Annotated in this window: 23 protein-coding genes; 10 read left to right on the top strand and 13 right to left on the bottom strand. The window is 71.9% G+C overall.

Going from position 1 to position 25,476, the window contains the following annotated elements; all coding sequences use genetic code 11:
• Nucleotides 1-25: 25 nt before the first annotated feature.
• Genes OG521_12320 through OG521_12310 form a run of 3 tightly spaced genes read right to left on the bottom strand, consistent with a single transcriptional unit; the run spans nt 26 to nt 2,156 of the window.
• Nucleotides 26-598 carry a cob(I)yrinic acid a,c-diamide adenosyltransferase gene (locus tag OG521_12320; GenBank protein WUW21531.1) on the bottom strand — a complete coding sequence of 191 codons (573 nt, stop codon included), beginning with the start codon at nt 596-598 and terminating at the stop codon, nt 26-28.
• A gap of 13 nt (nt 599-611) precedes the next feature.
• The gene (locus OG521_12315) at nt 612-1,361 is read right to left on the bottom strand and encodes an ABC transporter permease (GenBank protein WUW21530.1); all 750 of its coding nucleotides are present in this window, start codon (nt 1,359-1,361) and stop codon (nt 612-614) included.
• 12 nt (nt 1,362-1,373) lie between these two features.
• Complete coding sequence (locus tag OG521_12310; protein WUW21529.1) at nt 1,374-2,156, bottom strand: ATP-binding cassette domain-containing protein; 783 nt, start codon at nt 2,154-2,156, stop codon at nt 1,374-1,376.
• Nucleotides 2,157-2,238: 82 nt separating this feature from the next.
• Between OG521_12310 and OG521_12305 the strand changes: the two genes are divergently transcribed.
• The 4 genes from OG521_12305 (at nt 2,239) to OG521_12290 (ending at nt 7,137) form a co-directional block, all read left to right on the top strand.
• Nucleotides 2,239-2,880, top strand: a complete 642-nt coding sequence (locus OG521_12305; GenBank protein WUW21528.1) for a TetR/AcrR family transcriptional regulator — start codon at nt 2,239-2,241, stop codon at nt 2,878-2,880.
• Between the two features lie 132 nt (nt 2,881-3,012).
• Nucleotides 3,013-3,861: a 3-hydroxyacyl-CoA dehydrogenase family protein gene (locus OG521_12300; GenBank protein ID WUW21527.1), complete on the top strand. Its 849-nt coding sequence runs from the start codon at nt 3,013-3,015 to the stop codon at nt 3,859-3,861.
• A gap of 239 nt (nt 3,862-4,100) precedes the next feature.
• Nucleotides 4,101-4,424, top strand: a complete 324-nt coding sequence (locus OG521_12295; protein ID WUW21526.1) for an STAS domain-containing protein — start codon at nt 4,101-4,103, stop codon at nt 4,422-4,424.
• 250 nt (nt 4,425-4,674) lie between these two features.
• Nucleotides 4,675-7,137 carry an ATP-binding protein gene (locus OG521_12290; protein WUW21525.1) on the top strand — a complete coding sequence of 821 codons (2,463 nt, stop codon included), beginning with the start codon at nt 4,675-4,677 and terminating at the stop codon, nt 7,135-7,137.
• Between the two features lie 259 nt (nt 7,138-7,396).
• On the opposite strand, the gene nucS is transcribed toward OG521_12290, so the two are convergent.
• Nucleotides 7,397-8,068, bottom strand: coding sequence for an endonuclease NucS (nucS, locus tag OG521_12285; protein ID WUW21524.1), 672 nt, complete (start codon nt 8,066-8,068; stop codon nt 7,397-7,399).
• Between the two features lie 263 nt (nt 8,069-8,331).
• On the opposite strand from nucS, the gene OG521_12280 reads away from it, so the two are divergent.
• Entirely contained in the window at nt 8,332-8,724 is a 393-nt protein-coding gene (locus OG521_12280; GenBank protein WUW21523.1) for an SCO5389 family protein, read from the top strand.
• 106 nt (nt 8,725-8,830) lie between these two features.
• On the opposite strand, the gene OG521_12275 is transcribed toward OG521_12280, so the two are convergent.
• Entirely contained in the window at nt 8,831-9,874 is a 1,044-nt protein-coding gene (locus OG521_12275) for an LLM class flavin-dependent oxidoreductase (GenBank protein WUW21522.1), read from the bottom strand.
• Between the two features lie 210 nt (nt 9,875-10,084).
• Here OG521_12275 and OG521_12270 point away from each other — a divergent pair, with 210 nt between their 5' ends.
• The gene (locus OG521_12270) at nt 10,085-10,414 is read left to right on the top strand and encodes an ATP/GTP-binding protein (protein WUW21521.1); all 330 of its coding nucleotides are present in this window, start codon (nt 10,085-10,087) and stop codon (nt 10,412-10,414) included.
• Nucleotides 10,415-10,438: 24 nt separating this feature from the next.
• Here OG521_12270 and OG521_12265 read toward each other — a convergent pair whose 3' ends face one another.
• The 7 genes from OG521_12265 to mce form a co-directional block, all read right to left on the bottom strand.
• The gene (locus OG521_12265; GenBank protein WUW21520.1) at nt 10,439-11,335 is read right to left on the bottom strand and encodes an ABC transporter permease; all 897 of its coding nucleotides are present in this window, start codon (nt 11,333-11,335) and stop codon (nt 10,439-10,441) included.
• Nucleotides 11,332-12,531: an ABC transporter ATP-binding protein gene (locus tag OG521_12260; GenBank protein WUW21519.1), complete on the bottom strand. Its 1,200-nt coding sequence runs from the start codon at nt 12,529-12,531 to the stop codon at nt 11,332-11,334. The genes OG521_12265 and OG521_12260 overlap by 4 nt, the downstream gene beginning before the upstream one ends.
• 173 nt (nt 12,532-12,704) lie before the next feature.
• Nucleotides 12,705-13,484 carry an ABC transporter permease gene (locus tag OG521_12255; GenBank protein WUW21518.1) on the bottom strand — a complete coding sequence of 260 codons (780 nt, stop codon included), beginning with the start codon at nt 13,482-13,484 and terminating at the stop codon, nt 12,705-12,707.
• Between the two features lie 5 nt (nt 13,485-13,489).
• On the bottom strand, nt 13,490-14,512 hold the full coding sequence (locus OG521_12250) for an ABC transporter ATP-binding protein (protein ID WUW21517.1): 1,023 nt from the start codon (nt 14,510-14,512) through the stop codon (nt 13,490-13,492).
• Between the two features lie 88 nt (nt 14,513-14,600).
• Complete coding sequence (locus tag OG521_12245) at nt 14,601-15,539, bottom strand: cellulose-binding protein (GenBank protein ID WUW21516.1); 939 nt, start codon at nt 15,537-15,539, stop codon at nt 14,601-14,603.
• Between the two features lie 185 nt (nt 15,540-15,724).
• Entirely contained in the window at nt 15,725-19,522 is a 3,798-nt protein-coding gene (locus OG521_12240; GenBank protein ID WUW21515.1) for a hypothetical protein, read from the bottom strand.
• A 244-nt stretch (nt 19,523-19,766) separates the two neighbouring features.
• Nucleotides 19,767-20,195 (bottom strand): methylmalonyl-CoA epimerase, encoded by a 429-nt coding sequence (gene mce / locus OG521_12235; GenBank protein WUW21514.1) that lies wholly within the window; start codon nt 20,193-20,195, stop codon nt 19,767-19,769.
• A 134-nt stretch (nt 20,196-20,329) separates the two neighbouring features.
• On the opposite strand from mce, the gene OG521_12230 reads away from it, so the two are divergent.
• Nucleotides 20,330-21,532, top strand: coding sequence for an acetyl-CoA C-acetyltransferase (locus OG521_12230; protein WUW21513.1), 1,203 nt, complete (start codon nt 20,330-20,332; stop codon nt 21,530-21,532).
• A gap of 41 nt (nt 21,533-21,573) precedes the next feature.
• On the top strand, nt 21,574-22,533 hold the full coding sequence (meaB, locus tag OG521_12225; GenBank protein WUW21512.1) for a methylmalonyl Co-A mutase-associated GTPase MeaB: 960 nt from the start codon (nt 21,574-21,576) through the stop codon (nt 22,531-22,533).
• A gap of 85 nt (nt 22,534-22,618) precedes the next feature.
• On the opposite strand, the gene OG521_12220 is transcribed toward meaB, so the two are convergent.
• Complete coding sequence (locus tag OG521_12220) at nt 22,619-23,218, bottom strand: PepSY domain-containing protein (GenBank protein WUW21511.1); 600 nt, start codon at nt 23,216-23,218, stop codon at nt 22,619-22,621.
• A 121-nt stretch (nt 23,219-23,339) separates the two neighbouring features.
• On the opposite strand from OG521_12220, the gene OG521_12215 reads away from it, so the two are divergent.
• Entirely contained in the window at nt 23,340-23,999 is a 660-nt protein-coding gene (locus OG521_12215) for a response regulator transcription factor (protein ID WUW21510.1), read from the top strand.
• Complete coding sequence (locus OG521_12210; GenBank protein WUW21509.1) at nt 23,996-25,465, top strand: HAMP domain-containing histidine kinase; 1,470 nt, start codon at nt 23,996-23,998, stop codon at nt 25,463-25,465. The genes OG521_12215 and OG521_12210 overlap by 4 nt, the downstream gene beginning before the upstream one ends.
• Nucleotides 25,466-25,476: the final 11 nt, after the last annotated feature.

Below are 25,476 nucleotides of genomic sequence, written 5' to 3'. Positions count from 1 at the left end.
GTCCCCGCTCCCGGGCGGGCCGCTCTCAGCGCTCGCCGCCCGGCACCCACAGCACGTCGCCTACCTCCTTGTTCGCCACCCGGGCCAGGATGAACAGCAGGTCGGAGAGCCGGTTGAGGTAGGTCGCCGTCAGCGGGTTCATCACCTCGCCGTGCACCTCGAACGCCGCCCAGGTCGACCGCTCCGCGCGCCGCACCACCGTGCACGCCTGGTGCAGCAGCGCGGCGCCCGGGGTGCCGCCCGGCAGGATGAAGCTGCGGAGCTTCTCCACCTGCTCCAGGAAGTGGTCGCAGTCCGCCTCCAGCTTGTCGACGTAGAACTGCTCGACGCGCAGCGGCGGGTACTCCGGTGCCTCGACGACGGGCGTCGACAGGTCCGCGCCCACGTCGAACAGGTCGTTCTGCACGCGGACGAGGACCTTCACCACGTCCTCGTCCAGCTGCCCGAGCGCGATGGCCGTACCGATGACGGCGTTGGCCTCGTTGGTGTCGGCGTACGCGGAGATCCGCAGATCGGTCTTGGCGGTCCGGCTCATGTCCCCCAGGGCGGTGGTGCCCTGGTCGCCGGTGCGGGTGTAGATGCGCGTCAGATTGACCATGCGGTCAGCCTAGTTACGCACCCGCCCTCCTGAAGACGCGTGTGCCCACTGTCACGGCGAGTGCCGAGAACCCGAGGGCGACCAGGACGCCGTACAGCATGTGCGCGGTGGCGTACGAGCCGGTGTACGCGTCCCGTACCGCGTCCACCAGATAGCGCAGCGGCGTGAGGTGCGACAGCACGTCCAGCCAGCCGGGCCCCAGCGTCATCGGCAGCATCAGCCCGGACAGCAGCATGGCCGGCACGGTCAGCGAGTTGATCACCGGCCCGAACTCCTGCGGGGTGGTGACCTTCATGGCCAGGGCGTACGAGAGCGAGGCCAGCGAGATGGTCAGCAGGCCGACGAAGGCGAAGCCGATCAGCACCCCGGGCAGTGGCGCGCGCAGTCCCATGAGCACGGCGGTGAGGACCAGCAGCACCGCCTGGAACATGAACAGCAGCGTGTCGCGCAGGACCCGGCCCAGCAGCAGGGCCATCCGGCTGACCGGGGTGACCCGCATCCGCTCCAGGACCCCGGTCGACTTGTCGATGATGAGGGCGAACCCGGCGAACGAGGCGCCGAACAGGCCCAGCTGGAGCAGCAGGCCGGGGACCAGCACCTGCCAGGAGTCGCCGGCCGGTCCGAGCGGCAGCCCGGTGAGCAGCGGGCCGAAGAAGAGCAGGTAGAGCAGCGGCATGAGGATGCCGAAGAGGATCTGGAACCGGGAGCGCAGGGTCTGGCGGGCATACCGCCCGAAGACGAGCGCGGTGTCGTGGAGAAGCATCGGATTCGATTCCTAGACGGCGACGGGGGCGGTGTCGGCGGGGGCGGGGGAGCGTCCGGTGATCGCCAGGAAGGCTTCCTGGAGCGAGGCGGAGGCCGAGCCCGCGTACCGCTCCTTGAGTGCGGCCGGTGTGCCCTCGGCGACCACCAGGCCGCCGTCGACCACGACGAGGCGGTCCGCGAGCGCGTCGGCCTCGTCGAGGTAGTGGGTGGTGAGCACGACGGTGGTGCCGTACGTGTCGCGCAGCCCGCGCACCAGCTCCCACAGATCGGTGCGGCTGCCCGGGTCCAGTCCGGTGGTCGGCTCGTCGAGGAAGAGCACCGCCGGGCGGTGGGTGAGGCCCATCGCGATGTCGAGCCGGCGCCGCTGGCCCCCGGAGAGCGTGGCCGTCCGGCGGTCGAGCAGTTCGGAGAGGCCCAGTTCGGCGGCGAGCTCCGCGGCCCGGGCGACGGCCGCGGCCTTGCCGAGGCGGTAGAGCCGGCCCTGGGTGACCAGCTCCTCCCGGACGGTGATGTGCGGGTCGACGCCGCCCGACTGGGCGACGTAGCCGCACTTCTCCCGGACGCCCGCCGGGTCCGCGAGCAGATCGCAGCCGGCCACGGTCGCCGCGCCGCCGGTGGGGGCGAGCAGCGTGGTGAGCATGCGCAGGGTGGTGGTCTTCCCGGCGCCGTTGGGGCCGAGGAGGCCGACGATCTCACCCGGCGCGACCGTCATGTCGATGGAACGGACGGCCTCCACCGGGCCGGTCCGGGAGTCGAAGGTCCGGGCGAGCCCGGCCGTACTGATGATTGGCATAGCGACCACAAAAACAGAGTCACTGAAAAATTGCAATGACACCAAATATTCAGGAACCCCAGAGGCGCCCTACGATGGGGCCATGGCTGAGGGACTCAGGGAGCGCAAGAAGCGCCGGACCAGGCAGCACCTCTCGGACGTGGCCACCGGTCTCTTCCTGGAACGCGGCTTCGACGACGTCACGATCGCGGAGATCGCCCGCGCCGCCGACGTCTCGGTCAACACGGTCTACAACTACTTCCCCACCAAGGAGGAGCTCTTCCTCGACCGCAGCCGCGGCATCGTCGACCGTCTCTCGCGGTACGTCAGGGGCCGCGACAAGGGGGAGTCCGCGGCCGACGCCGTCCTGCGCGAACTGCGCATCCAGGTGGAGGGCGTGTCGCCGACCGTCGGCCTGATGGAGGGTTACGAGAGCTTCATGCGCGTCATCGAGGGCGCCGACAGCCTCAAGGCCCGCCTCTGGCACGTACAGCAGGAAGCCCTCCAGCACCTGGAGGCGACACTCCAGGAGGAGTGCGGGACCGGGCCCGGCGACCGGGCCCCGGTCCTGGTGGCCGGCCAGCTCTCCTGGGTGCACAGCACGCTCATGGCGTACATCGGGCGCGAGATGGTCGCCGGCCGCAGACCCGCCGAGGTGTCCCGGGACGCCCTCGTCCTGCTCGACGACATCGAGGACCTGCTGGGCGAAGCGGTGCTCAACTACGCCCGGCGCGCCACCGAATGAGGCATCCCGGTGTGATGTCCGTCATTTGAGACGTGACGCGCATCTCTTCACGGCCCCAGCGCCCCTCACGGGTACTAACCTCCGCCGGAGAGCATGGAGCAACAACCGCTGAGAGAGCATAGGGGTGCCAACGTGGCCAGGAAGCTTGCCGTCATCGGCGCCGGACTCATGGGGTCCGGTATCGCGCAGGTCTCCGCCCAGGCGGGCTGGGACGTCGTGCTGCGTGATGTCACCGACGCGGCCCTGACACGTGGCCGTGACGGCATCAAGGCCTCCTACGACAAGTTCGTCTCGAAGGGCAGGCTCGCGGCCTCCGACGCCGAGGCGGCGCTCGCCCGCATCACCACGACCACCGATCTCGACGCGGTCTCCGACGCTGACATCGTCGTCGAGGCCGTCTTCGAGAAGCTGGAGGTGAAGCACGAGATCTTCCGGACCCTCGACAAGATCGTCCGGGACGACACCGTGCTCGCCTCCAACACCTCCGCCATCCCGATCACCAAGATCGCGGCCGTGACGGAGCGCCCGGAGCGCGTCGTCGGTGTGCACTTCTTCTCGCCGGTCCCGATGATGCAGCTCTGCGAACTCGTCCGCGGCTACAAGACCAGCGACGAAACCCTCGCCGCCGCGCGGGAGTTCGCCGAGTCGGTCGGCAAGACCTGCATCGTCGTCAACCGTGACGTGGCCGGCTTCGTCACCACCCGGCTGATCTCGGCGCTCGTCGTCGAGGCCGCCAAGCTGTACGAGTCGGGCGTCGCGTCGGCCGAGGACATCGACATCGCCTGCAAGCTCGGATTCGGCCACGCCATGGGGCCCCTCGCCACCGCGGACCTGACCGGCGTCGACATCCTGCTGCACGCCACCGGCAACATCTACACCGAGTCGCAGGACGAGAAGTTCGCCGCCCCGGAGCTGATGCGCCGGATGGTCGATGCAGGTGACATCGGCCGCAAGAGCGGGCAGGGCTTCTACACCTACTGATCGTTTTCGGTCCCCGGTCGCCTGATCTGCCGTCAGTCAGGACCGGGGCTCCGGGGGCCGTCCTCCGGAACCAGTGGATCCACAGGGGGATCCGCGGCGGGCCCCAGTCACTCCACGGAGTGAATTCGGTATCGGTTCGCTTACAGACGGCAACTTCCCTGTCGTTGCCGCAGTCAGTTGGGGCAAGAGACAGTTTCAGACAGACCGACCGTGCCACGGAGCATTCCAGGGGAGCGCATATGCACATCAGGGGCGACCACGCCGAGCTGGTCGTCGGGGGCCGCCTCGATGTCCGAAGCGCGGCGGACGCCCGTACGGTCCTGCACTCGGCCCTCGACGACGGAGTCGGCGATCTGGTGCTCGACCTGACCGAGCTGGATTCGTGGGACGCCACCGGACTCGGCGTCATCATGGGCGCACACCGCCGGGCCGGCCGCGCCGGACGGCGGCTGGTGCTGCGCGGCGTACCGCCGCAGATGCAACGCCTGCTGGTGGCCACCCGACTCCACCGCATCCTGGCCATCGAGGGCGGAATCGCCGCCGAATCCCTGCCGCGCGTCTGAGGACGCCCGGCGGCGGGTGCCCGTAAGGGCGTCCGTCCGGGCCGCCGCCCGAAGCCGCACAATCCTCACGAGACCGTGATCTGTGGGGCGGCGCGGCACCCCGGATGTTCGTAGATACTGTGCGAAGGTTTAGGGTTCGGCCGTCTGCCGATTGACGGACCCACCTGGCGGACACCGGACCGGAAGCGACAGCTGGGCGTGTGAGGCCGGGAGGGGCAACCGTTCTCGACGCGTCTTGGGGGCTTTGGCGATGGACCCGACACACCGGGGGCCGGAAGAGTACGGCCACGACAGCAACGGCTTCGCCGAGGAAGCCGGCCGGCGCCGTCCTTCCCGGGATCCGCTGACTCCTGATTTCGGTCAGCAAACACCGCAACAGGTGCGCATCGTCCCGCTGATATCCGGCGACCTCCTGCTCACCGTCAACCCGGTCGACGGCAGCGAGGTCGAACCCTGCCCGCCCGGGGAGCAGCCCGCCGCACCGGTCCGGCGCACCCCCGCCGAGCGGGCCGACCGGGAGCGGGCCACCGCACCCCCCGTGCCGCCCGGCCCGCCCGTCCTCCGGCTCCCCCTGCTGCAGCGCGAGGAGATACGCGAGCAGCTCGTGCGCCTGCTGGCCCGCGGCCGCTCCGTACGGCTCACCGGACCGGCCGGTTCCGGCCGAAGCGCGCTGCTGAACGCCGTCGCCGCGGACTGTGCGGAACTCGCCCCCGACGGAGTCGTCCGGCTCAACGGCCACAAGCGGAACGTCACCGATCTCCTGTACGGACTCTTCGAGGCCGTCCACGACGCACCGCTGCACCGCCCGGACCGGGAGCTGCTGCTGGAGAAGCTGCGGTCCACCGGTGCCGTCGTCGTCCTCGACGACCTGGAGTTCGGCGGTGCCGCCCTGGACGAGCTCCTCGACGCGACGCCCGAATGCGCCTTCCTGCTCGCCACGACGCCCGACGTCGCCGCCCCCGGCCCGGACTCCCACCTCGAAGAGGTCCTCCTCGCCGGACTGGACCGGGCCGCCTCGATCGACCTGCTGGAGCGGGTGGTCGAGCGGAAGCTCACCGAGGAGGAGGCCAACTGGGCCGGAGACCTCTGGTTCGAGTCCGAGGGGCTGCCGCTGCGCTTCGTCCAGGCGGGCTCGCTGCTGCGCCAGCGCGACATGCTGCGCACCGACCCGACCGCGTACGACGAGTACGGCTATCTGGAGAACCGGCCCGCCGACGAGCCGCCGGCGGTGGAGGGCCCCGCCGACGCGGAGGCCACCGACGTCCCGCTGCCCAGCCTCGGCGAGGGCGCCGCGCCCGCCGCCCTGCTCGCATCGCGGCTGAGCGGCGCCGCCCGCGACACCCTGCGCTTCGCTGTCGGGCTCGCCGGCGAGGTGCCGCACCAGGCGCATCTGCCGGCGCTCGTGGGGGACACCCACGCCGACGCCGCGCTCGGCGAACTGGCCGGCTGCGGGCTGCTGTCCCCGGCCGGCTCCCGCTACCGGCTGGCCGCCGGGGTGCTCGCCCAGCTGGAGGCCGCCGGATACGGCGAGGACGCCACGGACCGGGCCCGCACGGTCGCCCAGCACTACGCCTGGTGGTCCGGACACCCGTCGGTCACCCCCGCGCGGGTGGTGGCGGAGTCCGACGCGATCGTCGCGGCGATGGCCCAGCTGGTGCCGGGGGACGGGGCCGGACAGACCAGCGTCGCCGTCCTGCTGGCCCGCAGCGCCTCGCCCGCCTTCGCGGCCGGGCTGCACTGGAGCGCCTGGGAGCGGTCCCTGCGGATCGGCCAGGAGGCCGGCCGGATCGCCGGCGAGGTCGCCGAAGAGGCTTACTTCCACCACGAGTTGGGCGTCCTCGCCCTCTGTACCGGCAATCTCGACCGGGCCAGGGCCGAGCTGGAGACCTCCATCAGCATGCGCGGCGCGCTCGCCGACAAGTCCGGCGCGGTCGCCGGGCGGCGGGCACTCGCCCTGGTCGACGACCGCTCCGGCGGACCGGCGGGCGGTGCTCCGGCGGCCGACCTGATACCGGCGAACCCGTTCGAGCTGTCGCCGCCGCGCGGACTGCCGACCGTCATCCCCGTCTCGATGCCGCGGACGTTCCCGGACGAGCCCGCCGTCGTGTCCCGGCAGACCGCGCCGCTCGCCGCCGACACTGCGGGCGGCCGCTTCTCGGTCCTGGGCGGGGCCCGGCGCAATCTGGTCGCGGCCGGTGCGGGGGTGCTGCTGGCCGGTGTGCTCGGCACCGTGGTGACGCTCGGGCTCACCTCGAACAGTGACCCGCAGGGTGATCCCGGCGCCTCCACCGAGCAGTCGGTCACCGACGGCGGTGACACCGAGGAGGAGCTGCCGGCCGAGGAGCCGGCGGACGACGCGACGCCGTCCGCCAAGCCGTCGGGCTCGGCGTCCCCGTCCGCCCCCGGCCCCTCGGGCAGCGAGTCCGCGCCGGCGGGCGGAAGCGGGGCGTCGTCCCCGGGCACGACGGCTTCGGAGTCCTCTCCGTCGTCGCCGGGGGGCTCGTCCTCCGGTAAGCCGTCGCCCACGCGTACAACGACGAAGCCGACGCCGACGAAGTCGGAATCACCGCCGCCCAGCCCGTCGACGACGCCGCCGGATCCGAGTGATACGCCGTCGCCCACGGATCCGGAGACGACGGATCCGGCCGAGCCCGACTCGTCGGACTCGGCGAGCGGGCCCTCCGGGGCGAGCGCGAGTCCGTCGCTGACCTGAGCGGGGGCGCCCCCGGTGGGCGCCTCGTCCTCAATCGCCGGACGGGCTTGATGTGCGTGCGTGCCCGTCCGGCGGGGCCCGGTCTCCGGGGAGAGGGTTCCGTCCTCAAACGCCGGACGGGCTTGAGGAGACGTCCGTCCGGCCTTGAAGAGGCGCAGGACTTGAAGAGACGTCCGTCCCCGGCCTTGAAGACTCCCAGGACTTGAAGAGACGTCCGGACGGCCTCGACGAGCCGGCCGTCCAGCGTGAACCGAGTGGGTCAGAACAGTCGGAGTTTGTCGTCCTCGATGCCGCGCATCGCGTCGTAGTCGAGGACCACACAGCCGATGCCCCGGTCCGTCGCCAGCACGCGGGCCTGCGGCTTGATCTCCTGGGCGGCGAAGATGCCCTTCACGGGGGCGAGATGGGGGTCGCGGTTGAGCAGTTCCAGATAGCGGGTCAGCTGCTCCACACCGTCGATGTCGCCGCGCCTCTTGAGCTCGACGGCCACGGTCTGTCCGTCGGCGTCACGGCACAGGATGTCGACGGGGCCGATCGCGGTGAAGTACTCGCGGCGGATGAGGGTGTAGCCCTCGCCCAGTGTCTCGATCCGGTCGGCGAGCAGTTCCTGGAGGTGCGCCTCCACGCCGTCCTTGATCAGGCCCGGGTCGACACCCAGCTCGTGGGACGAGTCATGGAGGATTTCCTCCATGGTGATGATCAGTTTTTCGCCCGCCTTGTTCACCACGGTCCAGACACCTTCGGTGTCACCGGTGCCCTCCTTCAGGGTGCAGGGCGGCGACATCCAGTTGAGCGGTTTGTACGCCCTGTCGTCGGCGTGAATCGACACGCTCCCGTCCGCCTTCACCAGGATCAGACGGGGAGCGGAGGGCAGGTGGGCCGTGAGCCGGCCCGCGTAGTCCACGGAGCAGCGGGCGATGACGAGACGCATGGTCGGCAACGCTACTCGACGACGGGTGCTCGACGCGATTCACCCACCCGTCACTCCATCCCCGCCCCTGAGTGTCGCTTTCTGGCTTGCCCCTCTTTGAACCCCTTCGTTATTGGCCGGTTGTGTTCCCATTCTCCTGGTGCGGCCCGGACTGCGCCCTTAACGTGGATGCAGGAGGTCGCCGTGTGTGCACGCTGCGTCGCCGTCCTCCTTCCCTGCCCGTAAGGCCCCGGCTGTCCGTCGGGGTCGCGAGAGGAGAACCCATGTCGCTCGACGTCTCACCGGCGCTGTTGGAACAGGCCGAGCGAGGCGAGGTCGACGAAGCCGACTTCGTCGACTGCGTCCGGACCTCCCTGCCCTACGCATGGGAGATGATCAGCTCGTTGGTCGCTCAGCTGAAGGTCGACGGCGGGGAGTTCGCCGACAACCAGACGCCGCCGCCCACCGAGCAGGCACGTGGTCAGCTGCTGCGCGCGCTCGCGAGTGATGCGATACGCGGCGCGCTCCAGCGGCACTTCGGGGTGCGCCTGGCATTCCAGAACTGCCACCGCGTCGCGGTGTTCCCGCTGGACGCCTCGGTCGACGACCGACTGGCCAAGTTCACCTCGGTGAGGGGCCAGTTGCTCAACCAGTCGCCCGAACTACGGGACTGCTGAACGCTTCTGCTGCCGCTCCGGGCCGCGGGAGGTGCAACTGGTCCGGGGCGGCAGCTCCCGCGCGTACACCGTGAGACGCGTACACCGTGAAACCGGTTCGCGTGGTTCATTCCAGGAGCGGCAGTACCTCGGTGCCGAGCCGCGCTACGTTCTCCTCCGTGGCGACGAGATCTCCGGAACCCTCCACCAGGAGCGCGAAGCGGGTGATGCCCGTGCGCTCCGCCGTTGCCGCGAGACGGTCGGCCGCGAGCCGGGGCGGGCCCACCGGGTGAAGGTCGCACAGCAGCTCCGTATAGCCGACCGGGTCGCGCATCACCCGGTGCCGGCCGTCGACCGTCACATGGGCGTCGAGTCCCTGCCGCAGCCAGCCGGGCATCGCCTTCACGAGCGTCTCCCGGGCGTCCTCGGTGCGGTCCGCGATCTGGGCGACCCCGGCGGAGACGTGCCCGGCCTGCCGGACACTCTCCGGCGAACGGCCCGCGGCGAGCGCGCAGGAGCGCCAGAGAGCGATCATCTCGGCCTTCTCCTCGTCCCCGCAGTGCATTCCGAGCAGCATCGGCAAGCCGTTCTCGGCGGCGAGTTTCACGCTCTTCGGCGAGGTGCACGCGACGATCACCTCGGGGCCGCCGGGAGTCTCGCCGCTCTCCCCGCCGAGCAGTTCGTCGGCCCGGGGGACCACCGCCACCTCGCGGAAGCCGTAGCGCTCCCCGGTGCCCGCCACCCTGGCCTCGCGCAGCCAGTCGAGGAGCAGCCCCAGGGACTCGGGGAAGCCCTTCTCGTACGCCTCCAGGCCGCCGCCGAACACCTCCAGGTCGATCCACGGGCCGCCCCGGCCGACGCCCAGGGTGAACCGGCCGCCGCTGGTGAGGTGGAGCAGCGCGGCCTGCTCGCCGAGGGCGACCGGATGCTGCGTCGGCAGCACGCTCACCGCCGTGCCGACACGGATCCTGCGCGTGCGGCCGAGCAGCAGCGCGGCCAGCGTCACGGCGGACGGGCACACCCCGTACGGCACGAAATGATGTTCGGCCAGCCAGACCGAGTCGAGGCCCGACTCCTCCGCGACCTCGGCGGACCGGATCGCGCGGTGCAGCGCTTCCCCCGGCCCCTGGCCCGGAAACTGGGCTGCCAGTACGAACGTTCCCACACGCATCGCCAATTACCTCCTTGCGGCCGACGCGGCTCTCCCCTACTGGCAACAACGTCTGACACGTGCCAAAGGCACGGTCCGACGGGAAGTTGTTGCGATTTTCCGCTAACCCGTCCCGTCCCGGGGCCCGCGACGGGCGGTGCGGGACGTGTACCCCGGCCGGATGGCCCTACGCTGGACGGGAACTGCCCAGCCTGCCCCGTGAGGTGTCACGTGTCCCCGCGCCGCAACCGCCCCCGAGGCGGCGAGAGTCCCACCGACAGCGCGAGCGTGGAGGGGGACCGGTACGGCGGCGGCGGGCGCGCGGAGGAGTGGCAGGGCGAGGAGTGGTCGGTCCGCCCCGTCAGCGGCGCGAGCGCGGCGGGCAAGCGCTACCGGTGCCCCGGCTGCGACCAGGAGATCCCCTCCGGCGTCCCGCATCTGGTGGCCTGGTCCGAGTACGGCGGGATCGACGACCGCCGGCACTGGCACAAGGCGTGCTGGAACGCGAAGGACCGCCGCACCACACGGGTGCAGCGGTCCAGGAACGCGCCTCGGTACTGAACGGCCCCGGGCAGGCCGCCGGGGTCAGACGTCGCGGTGGTTCATCACCAGGTAGGCGCCGCCCATCGCCACGGCGGTGAGACCGAGCATGATCCACAACGGGTCCCAGCCGGACGGGCCGCCGGACGAGCTGACCGAGTTGTCGTAGAAGATGCTGAGCTGGTTGGGGATCGAGTACTGCAGCAGCCAGTCCTGGAGCCACGACAGCGAGCTGGCGAACATGAAGATGGCCAGCACGAGCGGCAGCAGCACCACGCCGATCATGATCGTGATCGCCCCGGCCGAGTGCCGGATCAGCGCGCCGACCGCCAGCGAGAGCAGCCCCAGCGTCGCGATGTAGAGGCCGACGCCTACGGTGCCCTTCAGCCACTCCGCCCCGGTGGGCGCCTCGCCGTCCAGGATGGACGTCTGGATCAGGGCGACGACCGTGGTCATCACCGTGGTCAGGACGAAGGTCAGCAGGAAGAAGACGATGGCCTTCGCGCCGAACACCCGCGCCCGGCTCGGGCAGGCGGTCAGCGTCGTACGGATCATGCCGGTGCCGTACTCCGACGCGATGGTCATCACGCCGAGCGTGATCACGCAGATCGAGCCCAGGAGCACGCCGAAGAAGCCGAGGCTGAGCACCGGGGTGCCGCTCATGTCGGAGTCCGACGCGCTGACGGCGACCGCCGAGAGCACCCCGATGACGAGCAGCAGCACGATCATGACGCCGAGCGTCCACATCGTGGAGCGCACGGAGCGGATCTTGGTCCACTCCGAGGCGATGGCATCGCCGAGGGTGGCGGGGCGCACCGGGATCGGCGAGGTGTAGTAGCCGGTCAGCGGGCCCGGCCCGTGACCCTGGGGAGCGGGGGGCTGCTGGTACGCCTGCTGCTGGTACGGCGCCTGCGGCGTCGGCGGCGTGGGCGGCGTCGTCATCGGGGGTCCTCGCTGGTGTCGCGCTTGGTCAGGTCTGCCGGGGCCGCGGCGGGCGCCGCCGGGGCGGGAGCGGCGGCGGGGGCCGGGGGAGCGGCCGGGGCCACTGCCGGGGCCGCGGGTGCCGGGGTGCCCGCGTACGGGTTCTGTCCGGGCGGCGGCGGGGCGTACCAGCCCTGCTGCGGCACCTCCGGGGCACTCTGCTGCGGCGGGGCGTACCCCGCGGGCTGCAGCCCGTAGCCGCCGGGCGGCGGCGGGGCCTGCAGATGGGCCACCTGGTCCGCCGTCGAGCGGTAGTCCACGGCGCCCTGCGTCATCCGCATGTACGCCTCCTCCAGCGAGGCCTGGTGCGGCGAGAGCTCCCAGAGCCGGACGTCCGCCTCGTGGGCCAGATCGCTGATCCGGGGCAGCCGCAGCCCGGTGACCCGCAGGGCCCCGTCCGGCTCCGACATGACCTGGCCGCCCGCCTCGGTGAGCGTGGCGGTGAGCTTCTCGCGCTGCTCGGGCCCGTCGTCCGGGACCCGGATCCGGGCGAAGTCGGCCGAGTTGGCCGAGATGAAGTCGGTGATGCTCATGTCGGCCATCAGCTGGCCGCGGCCGATCACGATCAGATGGTCGGCGGTGAGGGCCATCTCGCTCATCAGATGGCTGGAGACGAAGACCGTGCGTCCCTCGGACGCCAGCATCTTCATCAGGTTGCGGACCCAGAGGATGCCCTCCGGGTCGAGGCCGTTGACCGGCTCGTCGAAGAGCAGCACCTGCGGGTCGCCCAGCAGGGCGGCCGCGATCCCCAGGCGCTGCCCCATGCCCAGCGAGAAGCCCCTGGACCGCTTCCGCGCGACGTCCTGGAGGCCGACGACCCCGAGCACCTCGTCGACCCTCGCGGCCGGGATGCCGGCGAGCTGGGCCAGTGAGAGCAGGTGGTTGCGGGCGCTGCGCCCGCCGTGCACGGCCTTGGCGTCGAGCAGCGCGCCCACCTGGCGCGGTGCGTTCGGCAGGCTGCGGAAATCGTGGCCGCCGACGGTCACCCGGCCGGCCGTCGGCCGGTCCAGGCCGAGGATCATCCGCATCGTGGTCGACTTGCCCGACCCGTTGGGACCGAGGAACCCGGTGACGGCGCCGGGCCGCACCTGGAAGGAAAGGTTGTACACGGCTGTCTTCGCGCCATAGCGCTTGGTCAGGCCGACTGCCTCGATCATGCTCCAGCCCCATCGACTTATCTGTCGTCGGGGCACAGGCCGTCGGGCCGTACGCCCCCCGTATGAGTGAGGAGGATATCCAGGCCTTGACGGTTCCGGCCAAGTCGTGACCCGGGCGAGTCCTGCCGGCGCGGTGGACGGGTGCCGTGGACCGGGCGGTCCACGGCACCCGGTCAGGCGTCGCGCTTCTTGAGGAGGAGGAAGCCGCCGATCACCGAGGCCGCCACCCAGGCGACCATGATCAGCAGCCCGGCCCACGGGCCGTAAGGAGCCGGATCGCTGTCCATCGCGTCGGGCACCACCTGCATGATCTTGGAACCGGCCTGGTCGGGGAAGTACTGGGCGACGCTCTTGGCGCCCGGCACGGCCGACAGGATCTGCGACACCAGGAAGAAGAACGGCATCAGGATGCCGAGCGACAGCATGGAGCTGCGGAGCATCGCCGCCACCCCCATGGAGAAGACCGCGATCAGCCCCATGTAGAGACCGGCGCCGACGACGGCCCGCAGCACGTTGTCCTCGCCGATGCCGATGCTGTGGTCGCCCAGCAGGGCCTGGCCGAGGAAGAACGAGACGAAGCTGGTGATCAGACCGACCACCAGCGCCAGCACACCGGCGACCAGCATCTTGCTGAAGAGGAAGGTGGCGCGCTGCGGCACCGCCGCGAGCGAGGTGCGGATCATGCCGGAGCTGTACTCCGTACCGACCACCAGGACACCGAAGACCACCATCGCCAGCTGGCCGAGGATCATTCCGGAGAAGCTGATGAACGTCGGGTCGAAGGTCGCCCGCTCCGCGTCGGAGAGGTCGTCGAACTGGGCGTTCATCACCGCGCAGAGCGCGGCGCTCATCGCGACGGTGACGGCGAACGCGCAGATCAGCGTCCACGTCGTGGAGGAGACCGTACGGATCTTGGTCCATTCGGAGGTCAGGACCGCGGGTACCGAAGCCATCGTCGTCACACCCCCTGTCCGGTGCCGGAACCGCCGGAAGCCCCGGGACCGGGGGAGCCGCCCGGCGGCTGGTTCCACTGGTCGCCCCAGTGCGGCCCGACCGGCGGCGGTTCCGCCCCCCGCTCGGAGTGCGCGTGGTACTCCACCGAGTCCGCCGTCATCTGCATGAACGCCTCCTCCAGCGAGGCCCGCTGGGAGCTCAGCTCGTGCAGCACGATCGTGTGCCGGGCGGCGAGCTCGCCCAGGTCCTCGGTGGTGGCGCCGTCGATCTCCAGCGTGCCGTTGCCCGACTCGACCGCGACGATGCCCTCGGCGTGCAGCACGTCGCGCAGCCGCTCCTGCTGCGGGGAGCGCAGCCGTACGTAACTGCGGGAGTTCTGGTGGATGAAGTCGGCCATCGAGGTGTCGGCGAGCAGCCGGCCCTGTCCGATCACGATCAGATGGTCCGCGGTCAGCGCCATCTCACTCATCAGGTGCGAGGAGACGAAGATCGTCCGGCCTTCCGCGGCGAGCGCCTTCATCAGGTTGCGGATCCAGTGGATTCCCTCGGGGTCCAGTCCGTTGACGGGTTCGTCGAACATCAGGATCTCGGGGTCACCGAGCAGCGCCGACGCGATGCCCAGGCGCTGACCCATGCCGAGGGAGAACCCCTTGGACTTCTTCTTCGCCACCGCGGTCAGACCGACGGTGTCGAGCACCTCGGCCACCCGGCTCTCCGGGATCCGGTTGCTCTGGGCGAGACAGAGGAGGTTGTTGTACGCGCTGCGGCCGCCGTGCATCGACTTCGCGTCCAGCAGCGCACCGATGTACTTCAGGGGTTCCGACAGTTCGCGGTAGTGCTTGCCGTCGATGCGCACCGTTCCGCTGGTGGGGTTGTCGAGATCGAGCATCATCCGCATCGTGGTGGACTTGCCCGCCCCGTTGGGTCCCAGAAAACCCGTCACCATCCCCGGCCGGATCCGGCACGACAACTGGTCGACGGCAGTCTTGTTGCCGAAGCGCTTGGTGAGGCCATCAAGCTCGATCATGCGCTCACGCTAGAACGACCGCGCGCCCGGCGCCACCACAAAGGCGGAACCGGGCGCGCAGGGATGACGACGGTGTCGTTCCCGGGCTTCAGCGGGTCTGCTGGGCCGGGACGCCGCGGGAGACGGGCTCCTCGTCGGCGGGGGTGCCGGCCGCGGCCACCGCGGCGCCGGTCAGCGTCGCCAGCATCTCGCGGACGTTGGTCAGCTGGGCGTTGATCGAGTCGCGGCGGTTGGTGAGCGCCGCCAGCTCGCGCTCCGACTCGCTGCGGATCCGGTCGGCCTTCGCGTTGGCGTCGGCCACGATGTCCTCGGCCTGGCGCTGAGCGGTCTCGACCGTCTGACGGGCGCGGCGCTCGGCGTCCGTGCGGAGCTTCTCGGCCTCCAGGCGGAGCTGCTCGGCGCGGTGCTCGATCTCGGCCAGACGCTTCTCGGCCTTGGCCTGACGGGACGCGAGGTCGCGCTCCGACTGGTCGCGGCGCTTGGCCAGGTTGGTCTCGAAGTCCGCGGCGGCCTGGGCGGCCTTGGCGCGGGTCTCCTCGAAGAGGGCGTCGGCCTCCTCGCGCTTCTGGGCGGCGTCCTTCTGCGCGTCCGAGCGCAGCGTGGTGGCCTCACCCTGGGCCTTCTCGACGATGCGGACACCGTCGTCCTCCGCCTTGGCCTTGCGCTCGGCGGCGAAGGTCTCGGCGTCGTTGCGCACCTGCTGGGCGGCGGACTCGGCGAGCTCGCGGTGCTGCTCGGCGGCGCGACGGGCCTCCTCGCGCAGGTCCTTGGCCTCCTCCTCGGCAAGGCGGAGGATCTTCTCCACGCGCGCGCCGAGACCCGCGTACGACGGCTCCGCGTCGTTCACCTGGGCCTGGGCGTTCTGCGTTTCGAGGTGGAGTTCCTCGATGCGCTTTTCCAGAGACGTGATGCGGGCGAGAGCACTATCACGGTCGGCGACGAGCTTGGTAATGCGGTCATCCACCTGACCGCGGTCGTAACCACGCCGCACGAGCTCGAAGCCGAAGGGGGAGGAAGGGTCACTCATGGGGTTCCTGTCGAAGTGAGACCGGTGAGGTGATAGGGGGAATCCTAGGGGCCAGAACGGCGTGTCATCGAGCAGATGCAGGTTTGATCTGGAGAATGACACCCCTTTTGAGTGGCTAACCCCCGTAACCCTTGCCACTCGGAGGGCTGAACGTCCTTGCCGAACCACGGGAGACCGCCGGATGACTACCCATCCGACGGCTTGCCACTCGAACGAGTGCCCGCAGCCGCAGTGGCCTTGACGTTGCCGGGCGGACCGGCACCCGCTCCCTTACCGCCGGCTCCGGGGGTCTCGAAAGACTCCAACGCCTCCAGGACGTCCTGGACACGGGAGATCTCCGTGTTGATGTCCTCGCGGCGGCGCACCAGGACATCGAGCTCGCGCCGGCCGTCGGCCACCGTCTGCTTCGCCTCGGCCTCCGCGTCGGCCCGGAGCTTCTCGGCCTCGCGCACCAGGGTGGCCTTCTTCTGCTCGGCCTCCTTCAGCAGCGACTCGGCCCGCTTCACGGCGGCGATCCGGACCTTGCTCGCCTCCGAGTTGGCGTCCGCCAGCAGGTCCTTGGCCTTCGCCGCGGCCTCCTCGCGCTGTTCGGTCGCCGCCTTCATCAGGTTGTCCACGCGCTCGCCGACCGTCTTGACCTGCTCGGCGGTCTCGCGCCGGGCCCGGTCGTGCAGCTCCTGGACCTCGGCCTCCGCCCGGGTCCTGAGCTCCTCGGCCCGCTCCCGGATCTGGGTGGCGTCCCGGCGCGCGCCGACCAGCAGCTCGTCCGCGTCCGTCCGGGCCCGCTCCACCAGGGAGTTGCCCTCGACCGTCGCCTCGGAGGTGATCCGCACGGCCTCCTTGCGGGCCGCCCCGACCATGGTGTCGGCCTGCTCCTCGGCCTCGGTGGCGGCGCGCAGCGCCTCCTCCTGGGCCTTGTTGATCAGCTGGTCCGCCTGCTCGGCCGCATCGGCCCGGCGCTTCGACGCCGACTCGCGCGCCTCGTCCACCAGCCGGTCCGACTCCTCGCGCGCCTCGGCCCGCATCTGCTCGGCCGCCGCCTCGGCGTCGGCGCGCAGCCGCTCCGACTCCTCGCGGGTACGCGCCGCGTGCTCCTGCGCGGAACCGACGGTCGCCGCCGCCTCGGCCCGCAGCCGCTCCGCCTCGCCCGCCGCCTCGTCACCGAGCCGGGCCGCCTGCTGCGCCGCCTCCGTACCGATGCGCTCGGCCTCGCCGGTCGCCTCGGACACCAGCCGGTCCGCCTGGGACGCCGCGTCGACACGCATCCGGTTGGCGTCCTCCCGGGCCTCCGCCCGGCTGCGCGACGCGTCCTGCTCGGCCGACGCCAGGGCGTCGGACGCCTCGGTACGCATCCGCTGGCTGTACTCCGCGGTGTCGGCGCGCAGCCGCTCCGACTCCGTGATCGCGTCGGAGACGGTCCGCTCGGCCATCGCCTTCGCGGCCTCGGTCTCCTCCTTCGCCTCCCGGCGGACCCGGGCGGCGTCCTCGCCGGCCCGCTCCCGCTCCGCATAGGCGTCGGCGCGGACCCGGTCCGCCTCCTCCTGAGCCTCGGACCTCGTCCGCTCCGCGACATGCTCGGCGGTGGAGCGCATCCCGGCGATCTCCGCCTCGGCCTGCTCCTGCAGTCCGCTGACCGAATCCCGCACCTGCTGGGCGGTCTGCTCGGCCGCAGCGACCATCTCGGTCGCCCGGGCGTCCGCCTCCTCGACCAGGCGCTGGGCCTCGGCCTGCGCCTCCTCGACCCGCTTGCGGGCGGAGGCGAGGAGCTCCTCGCTCTGCTCGCGGGCCCGCTCGCGCTCCTGGTTCGCCTCGGTACGCGCCGCGTCGAGGGTCTCCTCCGCCTCGCGGCGGCGCCGGTTCGCCTCCTCCTGGGCGGCGGCCAGCGCCTCGGCGGCCTCCGCGCCCACGCGTTCGGCGGCGGCGGCCGCCTCCGACCGCACCCGGTCGGCACTCTCCTGCGCCTCGGACTTCAGCCGCTCGGCCTCGGCCGCCGCCTCACCGCGCAGCCGCACGGCGACGGACTCGCCCTCCGCACGGGACCGCGAGGCATCGGCCGCGGCCTCGTCGCGCAGCCGCTGGGCCTCGGCCTCGGACTGCTCCTGGAGCGTCCGCAGCCGCTCGGCGGCCTCGGCGCGCAGCCGCTCGGACTCCTCGTTCGTCTCGCGCCGGACGCGCTCCGCGTCGGAGCGGGCCTCGCCCAGCGTCTGCTCGGCGGTGGCCACCCGGGTCTCGGCCTCGGTGTGCAGCCGGGTCAGCTCGTCGGCCGCCTCCGTCCGCCGGGCCGCGACCGCGCGCTCGGTCTCCTCGCGCAGCTCCGTCGCGGCCTGCTCGGCGGCGGACGTCGTCGACCCCGCCAGCTCCTCGGCCTCGGTGCGCAGCTGCTCGGCCTCGGCGCGGGCCCGCTCCAGGGCCTCCTCCGCCTGCTTCTTCAGCGCCGCGGCGCGCTCGGCCGCCTCGCTGCGGACCCGCTCGCTGTCGGTGCCCGCGGCGCCGCGCAGCTCCTCCGCGTCCGCCTTGGCCTTGGCCAGCAGCTCCTCGGCGGTCTTCGCGCCCTCCTCGATCTGCTGGAGGGCCTCCCGGCGGGCCTCGCCGCGGATCCGCTCGCCCTCGGCGACCGCCTCGGAACGCAGCTGCTCGGCCTCGCCGCGCAGCCTGCGCGCCTCCTCCTGCAGCTCGACCGTCTTGGCCCGGTACTCCTTGGTGTCGTCCTTGGCCGCGCCCTTGAGCTGGTCGGCCTGCTCGGCGGCCTCGCCGCGCAGCCGGTCCGCCTCGGCCTCCGCCTCGCGGCGGATCCGGTCGGCCTCCTCGCCCGCGGCCCGGGTGGTCGACTTCGCGTCGTCGGACGCCTTGGTCAGCACCTCCTCGGCGGCCCGGGCCGCCTTGGCGAGCTGGGCCGCGGCGTCCTCGGCCGCGGCGGTGCGCGCGGTGTCGGCCGCCTCGGAACGGAGCCGGTCGGCCTCGGCGCGGGCGTCGGCGAGCGCCTGCTCGGCCTCCGCCTTCAGCGACTCGGCGTCCTTGGTGGCCTCGCCGACCAGCCGGGCGATCTCCGACTTGGCCGTACGGGTGCGCTGCTCGTTCTGCGACTCGGCGCCGGCCAGCCGCTTGACCGCGGCCTCCTTGGCCTCCGAGAGGACCTTCTCCGCCTCCAAGCGGGCCTCGCGCAGCTGCGTCTCGGCCTCCTGCATGCGCTGCTCGGCGGTCCGGTTCAGCTCGGCGGTCTGCTGCCGGGTCTGCTCGGTCTCGGCCGTCGTCGACGTCCGCAGCTGCTCGGCGTGGGTGGTGGCCTCCTGCGCCTGGCTGGACGCGGCGTTCAGCAGCCGCTCGGCGTCCTTGCGGGCACGCAGCAGGATCGACTCGGCCTCGGAACGGGCCGACTCGGCCTCGGACCCCAGGCGCTGGCGCGTCTCGTCGGCCAGCCGGGCGGCCTCGGCACGGGCGGCGCCCAGCGCCTGCTCGGCCTCGGTGCGGGACTCCTCCAGCAGCCGGCGGGCCTGGGACTCGGTCCTGGCCCGCAGCTGCTCGGCCCACGCCACGTTCTCGTTGACATGGGACTCGACGGTCTGGCGTCGCTCGGCCAGCTCCTGGTCGAGCCGCTGGCGCCGCTGCACCGCCTCGTTGTGCAGCTCGGCCTGCAGCCGCGCCTGGTGCTCGGCGTGCTCCTGAAGGATCCGCTGCGTCTGCGCACGGGCGTCGCGCAGCTCGCGCTCGGCGTCGTTGCGCAGCTGGTCGGCCTGGACCTGGGCATTGCGGAGCAGCTGCTCCGCCTGGTAGCCGATGTCCGCGCTGTCGTAGGCGGGACGGGTCGCCAGACTGCGCCGGGCCTCGTGCAGCTTGGCGCGCAAGACCTCGACCTGGTAACCGAGGTCCTCGGCGTGCTGGACGGCCTTCTCCCGGTCGGTCTTCAGCCGGTCCATCTCGGCTTCGAACCGCGAGAGATGGTCGTCTTCAGCTCGGTGGCTCTCCTGGCGTTCGTAGCCCCGCACTGCGCGGTCCCATCCTTCCCCGAGCTCTCAACTTCTTCCCCAGGCTCTCGACTTCGTTCGAGCCGGGGATGCCCCACTGAGCAGGGGAGACCCCAACCCTGATCGTGAACTCCGAACGAGGTCCGTTCGCCGGCGAACGGTCCCCCCGGGGAATGGTGACAGATCAACGGCTGAGGACGCGTCGCGGCCCCGACCCGGCTCCGGCCCGGAACAGCCCACTCTACCGGGCCGGGTCTGCCTCGGGTCAGTGCTCCGTCCGGGACGTGACCAGTTCGGTGAGCACACCGTGGCAGTCCTTGGGGTGAAGGAAGGTGATCCGCGACCCCATGGAACCCGTCCTGGGCTCGTCGTACAACACCCTGACGCCCTTTTCGCGGATGTCCGCGGCGTCGGCGTCGACGTCCGCCGTACCGAAGGCGATGTGGTGCACGCCCTCGCCATTCTTGGCCAGCCATTTGCCCACGGCCGAGTCCTCACGGGTCGGCTCCAGCAGCTGGAGGTACGAGGCGCCGCCGTCGGACGTCTCGTTGATCTTGAGCATGGCCTCCCGTACGCCCTGCTCCTCGTTGATCTCGGAGTGGAACACCTCGAACCCGTAGGTCGAGCGGTAGAACTCGACGGTCTTGTCGAGGTCGAAACAGGCGATCCCGATGTGGTCGATTCGCGTCAGCATGGGAACAGTGCAGCGCCCGGCGGATGGTTACGCAACGTGCGCGCCGTCACACCCGCTGCCGGATGACGGGCGCGGTACTGCTCAGTACATTCAGGTAAACCCTCGTTCACTCCTATTCCAAGGGGCTGTGCCTCATGTCAGGAACGACCGGTACCACTTCGGTGATCGTCGCGGGCGCCCGTACGCCCATGGGCCGCCTCCTCGGCTCCCTGAAGAGCTTCTCCGGAGCCGACCTCGGAGGCTTCGCCATCAAGGCGGCGCTGGACCGGGCCGGCATCGGCGGCGACCAGGTCGAGTACGTGATCATGGGCCAGGTGCTCCAGGCCGGGGCAGGGCAGATCCCGGCACGGCAGGCCGCGGTCAAGGCCGGCATCCCGCTGAGCGTCCCGGCACTCACCGTCAACAAGGTGTGTCTCTCCGGGCTCGACGCCATCGCCCTGGCCGACCAGTTGATCCGCGCGGGTGAGTTCGACATCGTCGTGGCCGGCGGCCAGGAGTCCATGACGAACGCCCCGCACCTGCTCCCGAAGTCCCGCGAGGGCCACAAGTACGGCGCCATCGAGATGCTCGACTCGATGGCGTACGACGGTCTGACCGATGCCTACGAGAACATCCCGATGGGCGAGTCCACCGAGAAGCACAACACCCGCCTCGGCCTGGCACGTGCGGACCAGGACGAGATCGGCGCCCTGTCCCACCAGCGCGCCGCGGCCGCCCAGAAGAACGGCATCTTCGAGGCCGAGATCACCCCGGTCGAGATCCCGCAGCGCAAGGGCGACCCGGTCCTCTTCTCCAAGGACGAGGGCATCCGCGCCGACACGACCGCGGAGTCGCTCGGCAAGCTGCGCCCGGCCTTCGCCAAGGACGGCACGATCACCGCCGGCACCGCCTCGCAGATCTCCGACGGCGCCGCCGCGGTCGTCGTCATGAGCAAGGCCAAGGCCGAGGCGCTGGGCCTGGACTGGATCGCCGAGATCGGCGCGCACGGCAATGTGGCGGGCCCGGACAACTCCCTCCAGTCGCAGCCGTCCAACGCCATCCGCCACGCCCTCAAGAAGGAGGGCATCGGGGTCGAGGACCTCGACCTCATCGAGATCAACGAGGCGTTCGCGGCCGTCGCCCTGCAGTCCATGAAGGACCTCGGCGTCACCTCGGAGAAGGTCAACGTCAACGGCGGCGCCATCGCGCTGGGCCACCCGATCGGGATGTCCGGCGCCCGTGTGGTGCTGCACCTGGCGCTGGAGCTCAAGCGGCGCGGCGGCGGCACCGGGGCGGCGGCGCTGTGCGGCGGCGGCGGTCAGGGCGATGCGCTGATCATCCGCGTTCCGGGCAAGTAGTACAGAACCACGCAGCGCGTGAGCGAGGAGGCGGAGCGGTGATGGTGGACGTCCCCACCCTGGTGGAGCAGGCCCGTGAGGGCAGGCCGCGGGCCGTGGCCCGGCTGATCTCCCTGGTGGAGGGGGCGTCGCCGCAGCTGCGCGAGGTGATGGCGGCCCTCGCGCCACTGGCGGGCAACGCCTATGTCGTCGGCCTGACCGGCTCGCCCGGTGTCGGCAAGTCGACATCGACGTCGGCACTGGTCACGGCGTACCGGCGGCAGGGCAAGCGCGTCGCCGTGCTCGCCGTCGACCCGTCGTCGCCGTTCTCCGGCGGCGCGCTCCTCGGGGACCGGGTCCGGATGTCGGACCACGCCTCCGACCCGGGCGTCTACATCCGCTCCATGGCCACGCGCGGTCATCTGGGCGGTCTCGCCTGGTCGGCCCCGCAGGCCATCCGGGTGCTGGACGCGGCGGGCTGCGACGTGATCCTGGTGGAGACGGTGGGCGTCGGCCAGTCGGAGGTGGAGATCGCCTCCCAGGCCGACACCTCCGTCGTCCTCCTCGCCCCGGGCATGGGCGACGGCATCCAGGCGGCGAAGGCCGGAATCCTGGAGATCGGCGATGTGTACGTCGTGAACAAGGCCGACCGGGACGGCGCGGACGCCACCGCCCGCGAGCTCAACCACATGCTGGGCCTCGGGGAGTCCCGTGGACCCGGCGACTGGCGGCCGCCGATCGTCAAGACGGTCGCCGCCCGGGGCGAGGGCATCGACGAGGTCGTCGAGGCGCTGGAGAAGCACCGGGCGTGGATGGAGGAGCACGGCGTCCTGGCCGAGCGGCGCGCGTCCCGCGCCGCCCGCGAGGTCGAGACGATCGCCGTCACCCGGCTCCGCGAACGGATCGGTGACCTGCACGGCGACCGCCGCCTGGACGCCCTGGCCGAACGCATCGTGGCGGGCCGCCTCGATCCGTACGCGGCGGCCGACGAACTGGTGGCGGGGCTCACCGGGGAGGCCTGACCGTCCTGTTCCCCGGTTCCGGTGCGGCGTGCGGGCCGCACCGGAACCGGGGAACGGCGGAACGCCGGACACCCGCGGCACGGAGTCAGTCGTCGTCGCCCCGGTCGTCCGCGCGGTCGTCGTGCCCGTGACCGTCGTCCGGCCGGTCCGCCGTGACGGCGGCCGACTTCGCGTCCACGTCCAGCTCGTGCCGGGTGCCGTCCTTGCCCCGTACGTCGACCTCCCAGTGCACCGCCGTACCGCCGCGGCCCTCCAGCTCGACCGAGGTCACCGTCCCCGGCGAGGCCTCCAGCGCGGCGGAGACCGCCGCGTCGAGCGTGACGGGGGCCGTGCGCGGGGCGTTCCGGCCGCGGTCGTCGTCGTTCGAAAGGTGCTTTCCGAGCACCTTGCCGTTGCCCGCGTCCACCGTCACGTCGTGCCACCCCTTGTCGGAGCCGTACACATCGAGCTCCCAGACCAGTCCGCCGTCCTCGTCGTCGAGCTCCGCCTCCGTCACCGTGCCCGGCACGGACCGGACGGCGGCCGCGGCCGCTTCGCCGGCGGTGACGCGGGCGGTGGCGCTGCTCGCCGTGCTGCTGCGGGCGGTGTCGTGACCGTCGTCGTCGGCGAAGGCCACGGCCGTCGCGGCCCCGCCGCCGACGAGCACGGCCGCGGTGACGGCGGCGATGGCGATCTTTCGCTTCATGAGGGTTCCTCCCCGGGTCGGATGATTCCGTTGCGATGACGACCACACTGCCGGGGCGATGCTGAACGCAGCCTGAAGCCACCTGAAGCCTTCTTCAGCTCCGGTTTGCGACGCTGTGCACATGCGCCTGTTGATCGTGGAGGACGAGAAGCGGCTGGCGGTCTCCCTGGCCCGGGGGCTCACCGCCGAGGGGTTCGCCGTGGACGTCGTCCACGACGGCCTCGAAGGGCTGCACCGGGCCTCCGAAGGGGCGTACGACCTCGTCGTCCTCGACATCATGCTGCCGGGGATGAACGGCTACCGGGTCTGCGCCGCCCTGCGCGCCGCGGGCCACGAGGTGCCCATCCTGATGCTGACCGCGAAGGACGGGGAGTACGACGAGGCGGAGGGGCTCGACACCGGCGCCGACGACTACCTCACCAAACCGTTCAGCTATGTGGTGCTGGTCGCCAGGATCAGGGCGCTGCTGCGCCGCCGGGGCGGCTCCGGCTCGCCGGTGGTCACCGTCGGCTCCCTGCGCATGGACACCGCCGCCCGCCGCGTCCACCTCGGCGACGACGAGATCGCGCTCACCGCCAAGGAGTTCGCCGTGCTGGAACAGCTCGCGCTGCGGGCCGGGCAGGTGGTGAGCAAGGCGGACATCCTGGAGCACGTCTGGGACTTCGCCTACGACGGCGACCCGAACATCGTCGAGGTGTACGTCAGCGCCCTGCGCCGCAAGCTCGGCGCGGCCGCGATCCGCACGGTGCGCGGCGCCGGCTACCGGCTGGAGGCGCTGTGAGATCAGTACGGGCCAGGGCGGCGCTCGGCGCCACCGTCGTGGTCGCGCTCGCGCTGGCCGTCGCCGGACTCGCCGTCCTGCTCGTCCTGCGCACCAACCTCACCGACCAGGCGGGACTCCAGGCCGAGGTGGCGGCCCGGGAGGTCGCCGGGCAGCTGGCCCTCGGCACGCCGTACGACGAGCTGAAGACGGGCGACGAGGACGACCATCCGGTCCAGGTGACCGACGAGGACGGCCGGGTGGTGGCCGTCTCCAAGGACCTGGACGCGATCTCGGGGACCGGCACGGACCGGGTCACCCCCGTCCCGCAGCCCTCGCCCGCCCCCTCGGTCCCGGGCGACACCGACCGGCACGGCGGCGGGGACCGCGACGACGACGAGGACGACGACGGGGCGGCGGGCGCCGGCACCGGCCGCCAGGAGGTGTCCACCGACGACCCGGACTTCAGCAGCGGCACCGCCACGGTCGACGGCGAGCGCGCGGACTACCGGTTCGCGTCCGTCGAGGTCACCGACTCGGCCGGACAGACCCTGACCGTGCACGCGGGCGCCCCGCTCGCCGCGGAGCAGCGGGCCGTCGGCAGCGTGCGCGGCGCGATGCTCACCGGGCTGCCCGTCGTGCTGCTCGTCGTCGCCGGCGTGACCTGGCTGGTGACCCGGCGGGCGCTGCGGCCGGTCGAGGGCATCCGGCGCGAGATGGCCGCGATCACCGCGTCCGAGGATCTGAGCAGAAGGGTGCCGGAGCCCGGTTCGCGCGACGAGATCGCCCGCCTGGCCCGGACGACGAACGAGACGCTCACCGCACTGGAGACCTCCGTCGAGCGGCAGCGGCGCTTCGTCGCCGACGCCTCGCACGAACTGCGCAGCCCGATCGCGTCGCTCCGCACCCAGCTGGAGGTGGGCGCCGCGCACCCGGAGCTGCTGGACGTGCCGGGCGCGGTCGCCGACACCGTACGGCTCCAGGCACTGGCCGCCGATCTGCTGCTGCTGGCCCGGCTCGACGCGGGGGAGCGGCCCGCCGCCGCGCGGCTGGACCTCGGCGCACTGGTCCACGAGGAGGTCTCGCAGCGCACCGGTGACCGGATTCCGGTGGCGGTTTCGGTGCCGGAGGGCGGCGGCTTCGAGGTGACCGGTTCGCGCGGGCAGCTGGCCCGGGTGATCGGCAATCTGCTGGACAACGCCGAGCGGCACGCGCGCGACTCGGTCGCGGTCGCGGTGCGCCGGGAGGGCGGCGGTGTGGCCGTCCGGGTCGCCGACGACGGGGACGGGGTGCCGGAGGCGGAGCGTGAGCGGATCTTCGAACGCTTCGTACGCCTAGACGACGCCCGCACCCGTGACGAGGGCGGGGCCGGTCTGGGCCTGGCCCTGGCCCGCGACGTGGCGGAGCGGCACGGCGGCCGGCTGGCCGTGGTGGACGCGGGGGAGCGTGGCGCCCGGTTCGAGCTGTGGCTGCCGGACGCCCGCTGAGACCCCGGTGG

The organism is Streptomyces sp. NBC_01463, assembly GCA_036227345.1.
Taxonomy (GTDB): Bacteria; Actinomycetota; Actinomycetes; order Streptomycetales; family Streptomycetaceae; genus Streptomyces.
This window is presented reverse-complemented; position numbering and strand designations above follow the sequence as displayed.

What these genes read in the sequence shown, in the direction of transcription:
- OG521_12320 (WUW21531.1), bottom strand. Translation starts at nt 598, where the DNA reads ATGGTCAATCTGACGCGCATCTACACCCGCACCGGCGACCAGGGCACC.
- OG521_12315 (WUW21530.1), bottom strand. Translation starts at nt 1,361, where the DNA reads ATGCTTCTCCACGACACCGCGCTCGTCTTCGGGCGGTATGCCCGCCAG.
- OG521_12310 (WUW21529.1), bottom strand. Translation starts at nt 2,156, where the DNA reads ATGCCAATCATCAGTACGGCCGGGCTCGCCCGGACCTTCGACTCCCGG.
- OG521_12305 (WUW21528.1), top strand. Translation starts at nt 2,239, where the DNA reads ATGGCTGAGGGACTCAGGGAGCGCAAGAAGCGCCGGACCAGGCAGCAC.
- OG521_12295 (WUW21526.1), top strand. Translation starts at nt 4,101, where the DNA reads ATGCACATCAGGGGCGACCACGCCGAGCTGGTCGTCGGGGGCCGCCTC.
- OG521_12290 (WUW21525.1), top strand. Translation starts at nt 4,675, where the DNA reads ATGGACCCGACACACCGGGGGCCGGAAGAGTACGGCCACGACAGCAAC.
- nucS (WUW21524.1), bottom strand. Translation starts at nt 8,068, where the DNA reads ATGCGTCTCGTCATCGCCCGCTGCTCCGTGGACTACGCGGGCCGGCTC.
- OG521_12280 (WUW21523.1), top strand. Translation starts at nt 8,332, where the DNA reads ATGTCGCTCGACGTCTCACCGGCGCTGTTGGAACAGGCCGAGCGAGGC.
- OG521_12275 (WUW21522.1), bottom strand. Translation starts at nt 9,874, where the DNA reads ATGCGTGTGGGAACGTTCGTACTGGCAGCCCAGTTTCCGGGCCAGGGG.
- OG521_12265 (WUW21520.1), bottom strand. Translation starts at nt 11,335, where the DNA reads ATGACGACGCCGCCCACGCCGCCGACGCCGCAGGCGCCGTACCAGCAG.
- OG521_12260 (WUW21519.1), bottom strand. Translation starts at nt 12,531, where the DNA reads ATGATCGAGGCAGTCGGCCTGACCAAGCGCTATGGCGCGAAGACAGCC.
- OG521_12255 (WUW21518.1), bottom strand. Translation starts at nt 13,484, where the DNA reads ATGGCTTCGGTACCCGCGGTCCTGACCTCCGAATGGACCAAGATCCGT.
- OG521_12250 (WUW21517.1), bottom strand. Translation starts at nt 14,512, where the DNA reads ATGATCGAGCTTGATGGCCTCACCAAGCGCTTCGGCAACAAGACTGCC.
- OG521_12245 (WUW21516.1), bottom strand. Translation starts at nt 15,539, where the DNA reads ATGAGTGACCCTTCCTCCCCCTTCGGCTTCGAGCTCGTGCGGCGTGGT.
- mce (WUW21514.1), bottom strand. Translation starts at nt 20,195, where the DNA reads ATGCTGACGCGAATCGACCACATCGGGATCGCCTGTTTCGACCTCGAC.
- OG521_12230 (WUW21513.1), top strand. Translation starts at nt 20,330, where the DNA reads ATGTCAGGAACGACCGGTACCACTTCGGTGATCGTCGCGGGCGCCCGT.
- meaB (WUW21512.1), top strand. Translation starts at nt 21,574, where the DNA reads ATGGTGGACGTCCCCACCCTGGTGGAGCAGGCCCGTGAGGGCAGGCCG.
- OG521_12220 (WUW21511.1), bottom strand. Translation starts at nt 23,218, where the DNA reads ATGAAGCGAAAGATCGCCATCGCCGCCGTCACCGCGGCCGTGCTCGTC.
- OG521_12215 (WUW21510.1), top strand. Translation starts at nt 23,340, where the DNA reads ATGCGCCTGTTGATCGTGGAGGACGAGAAGCGGCTGGCGGTCTCCCTG.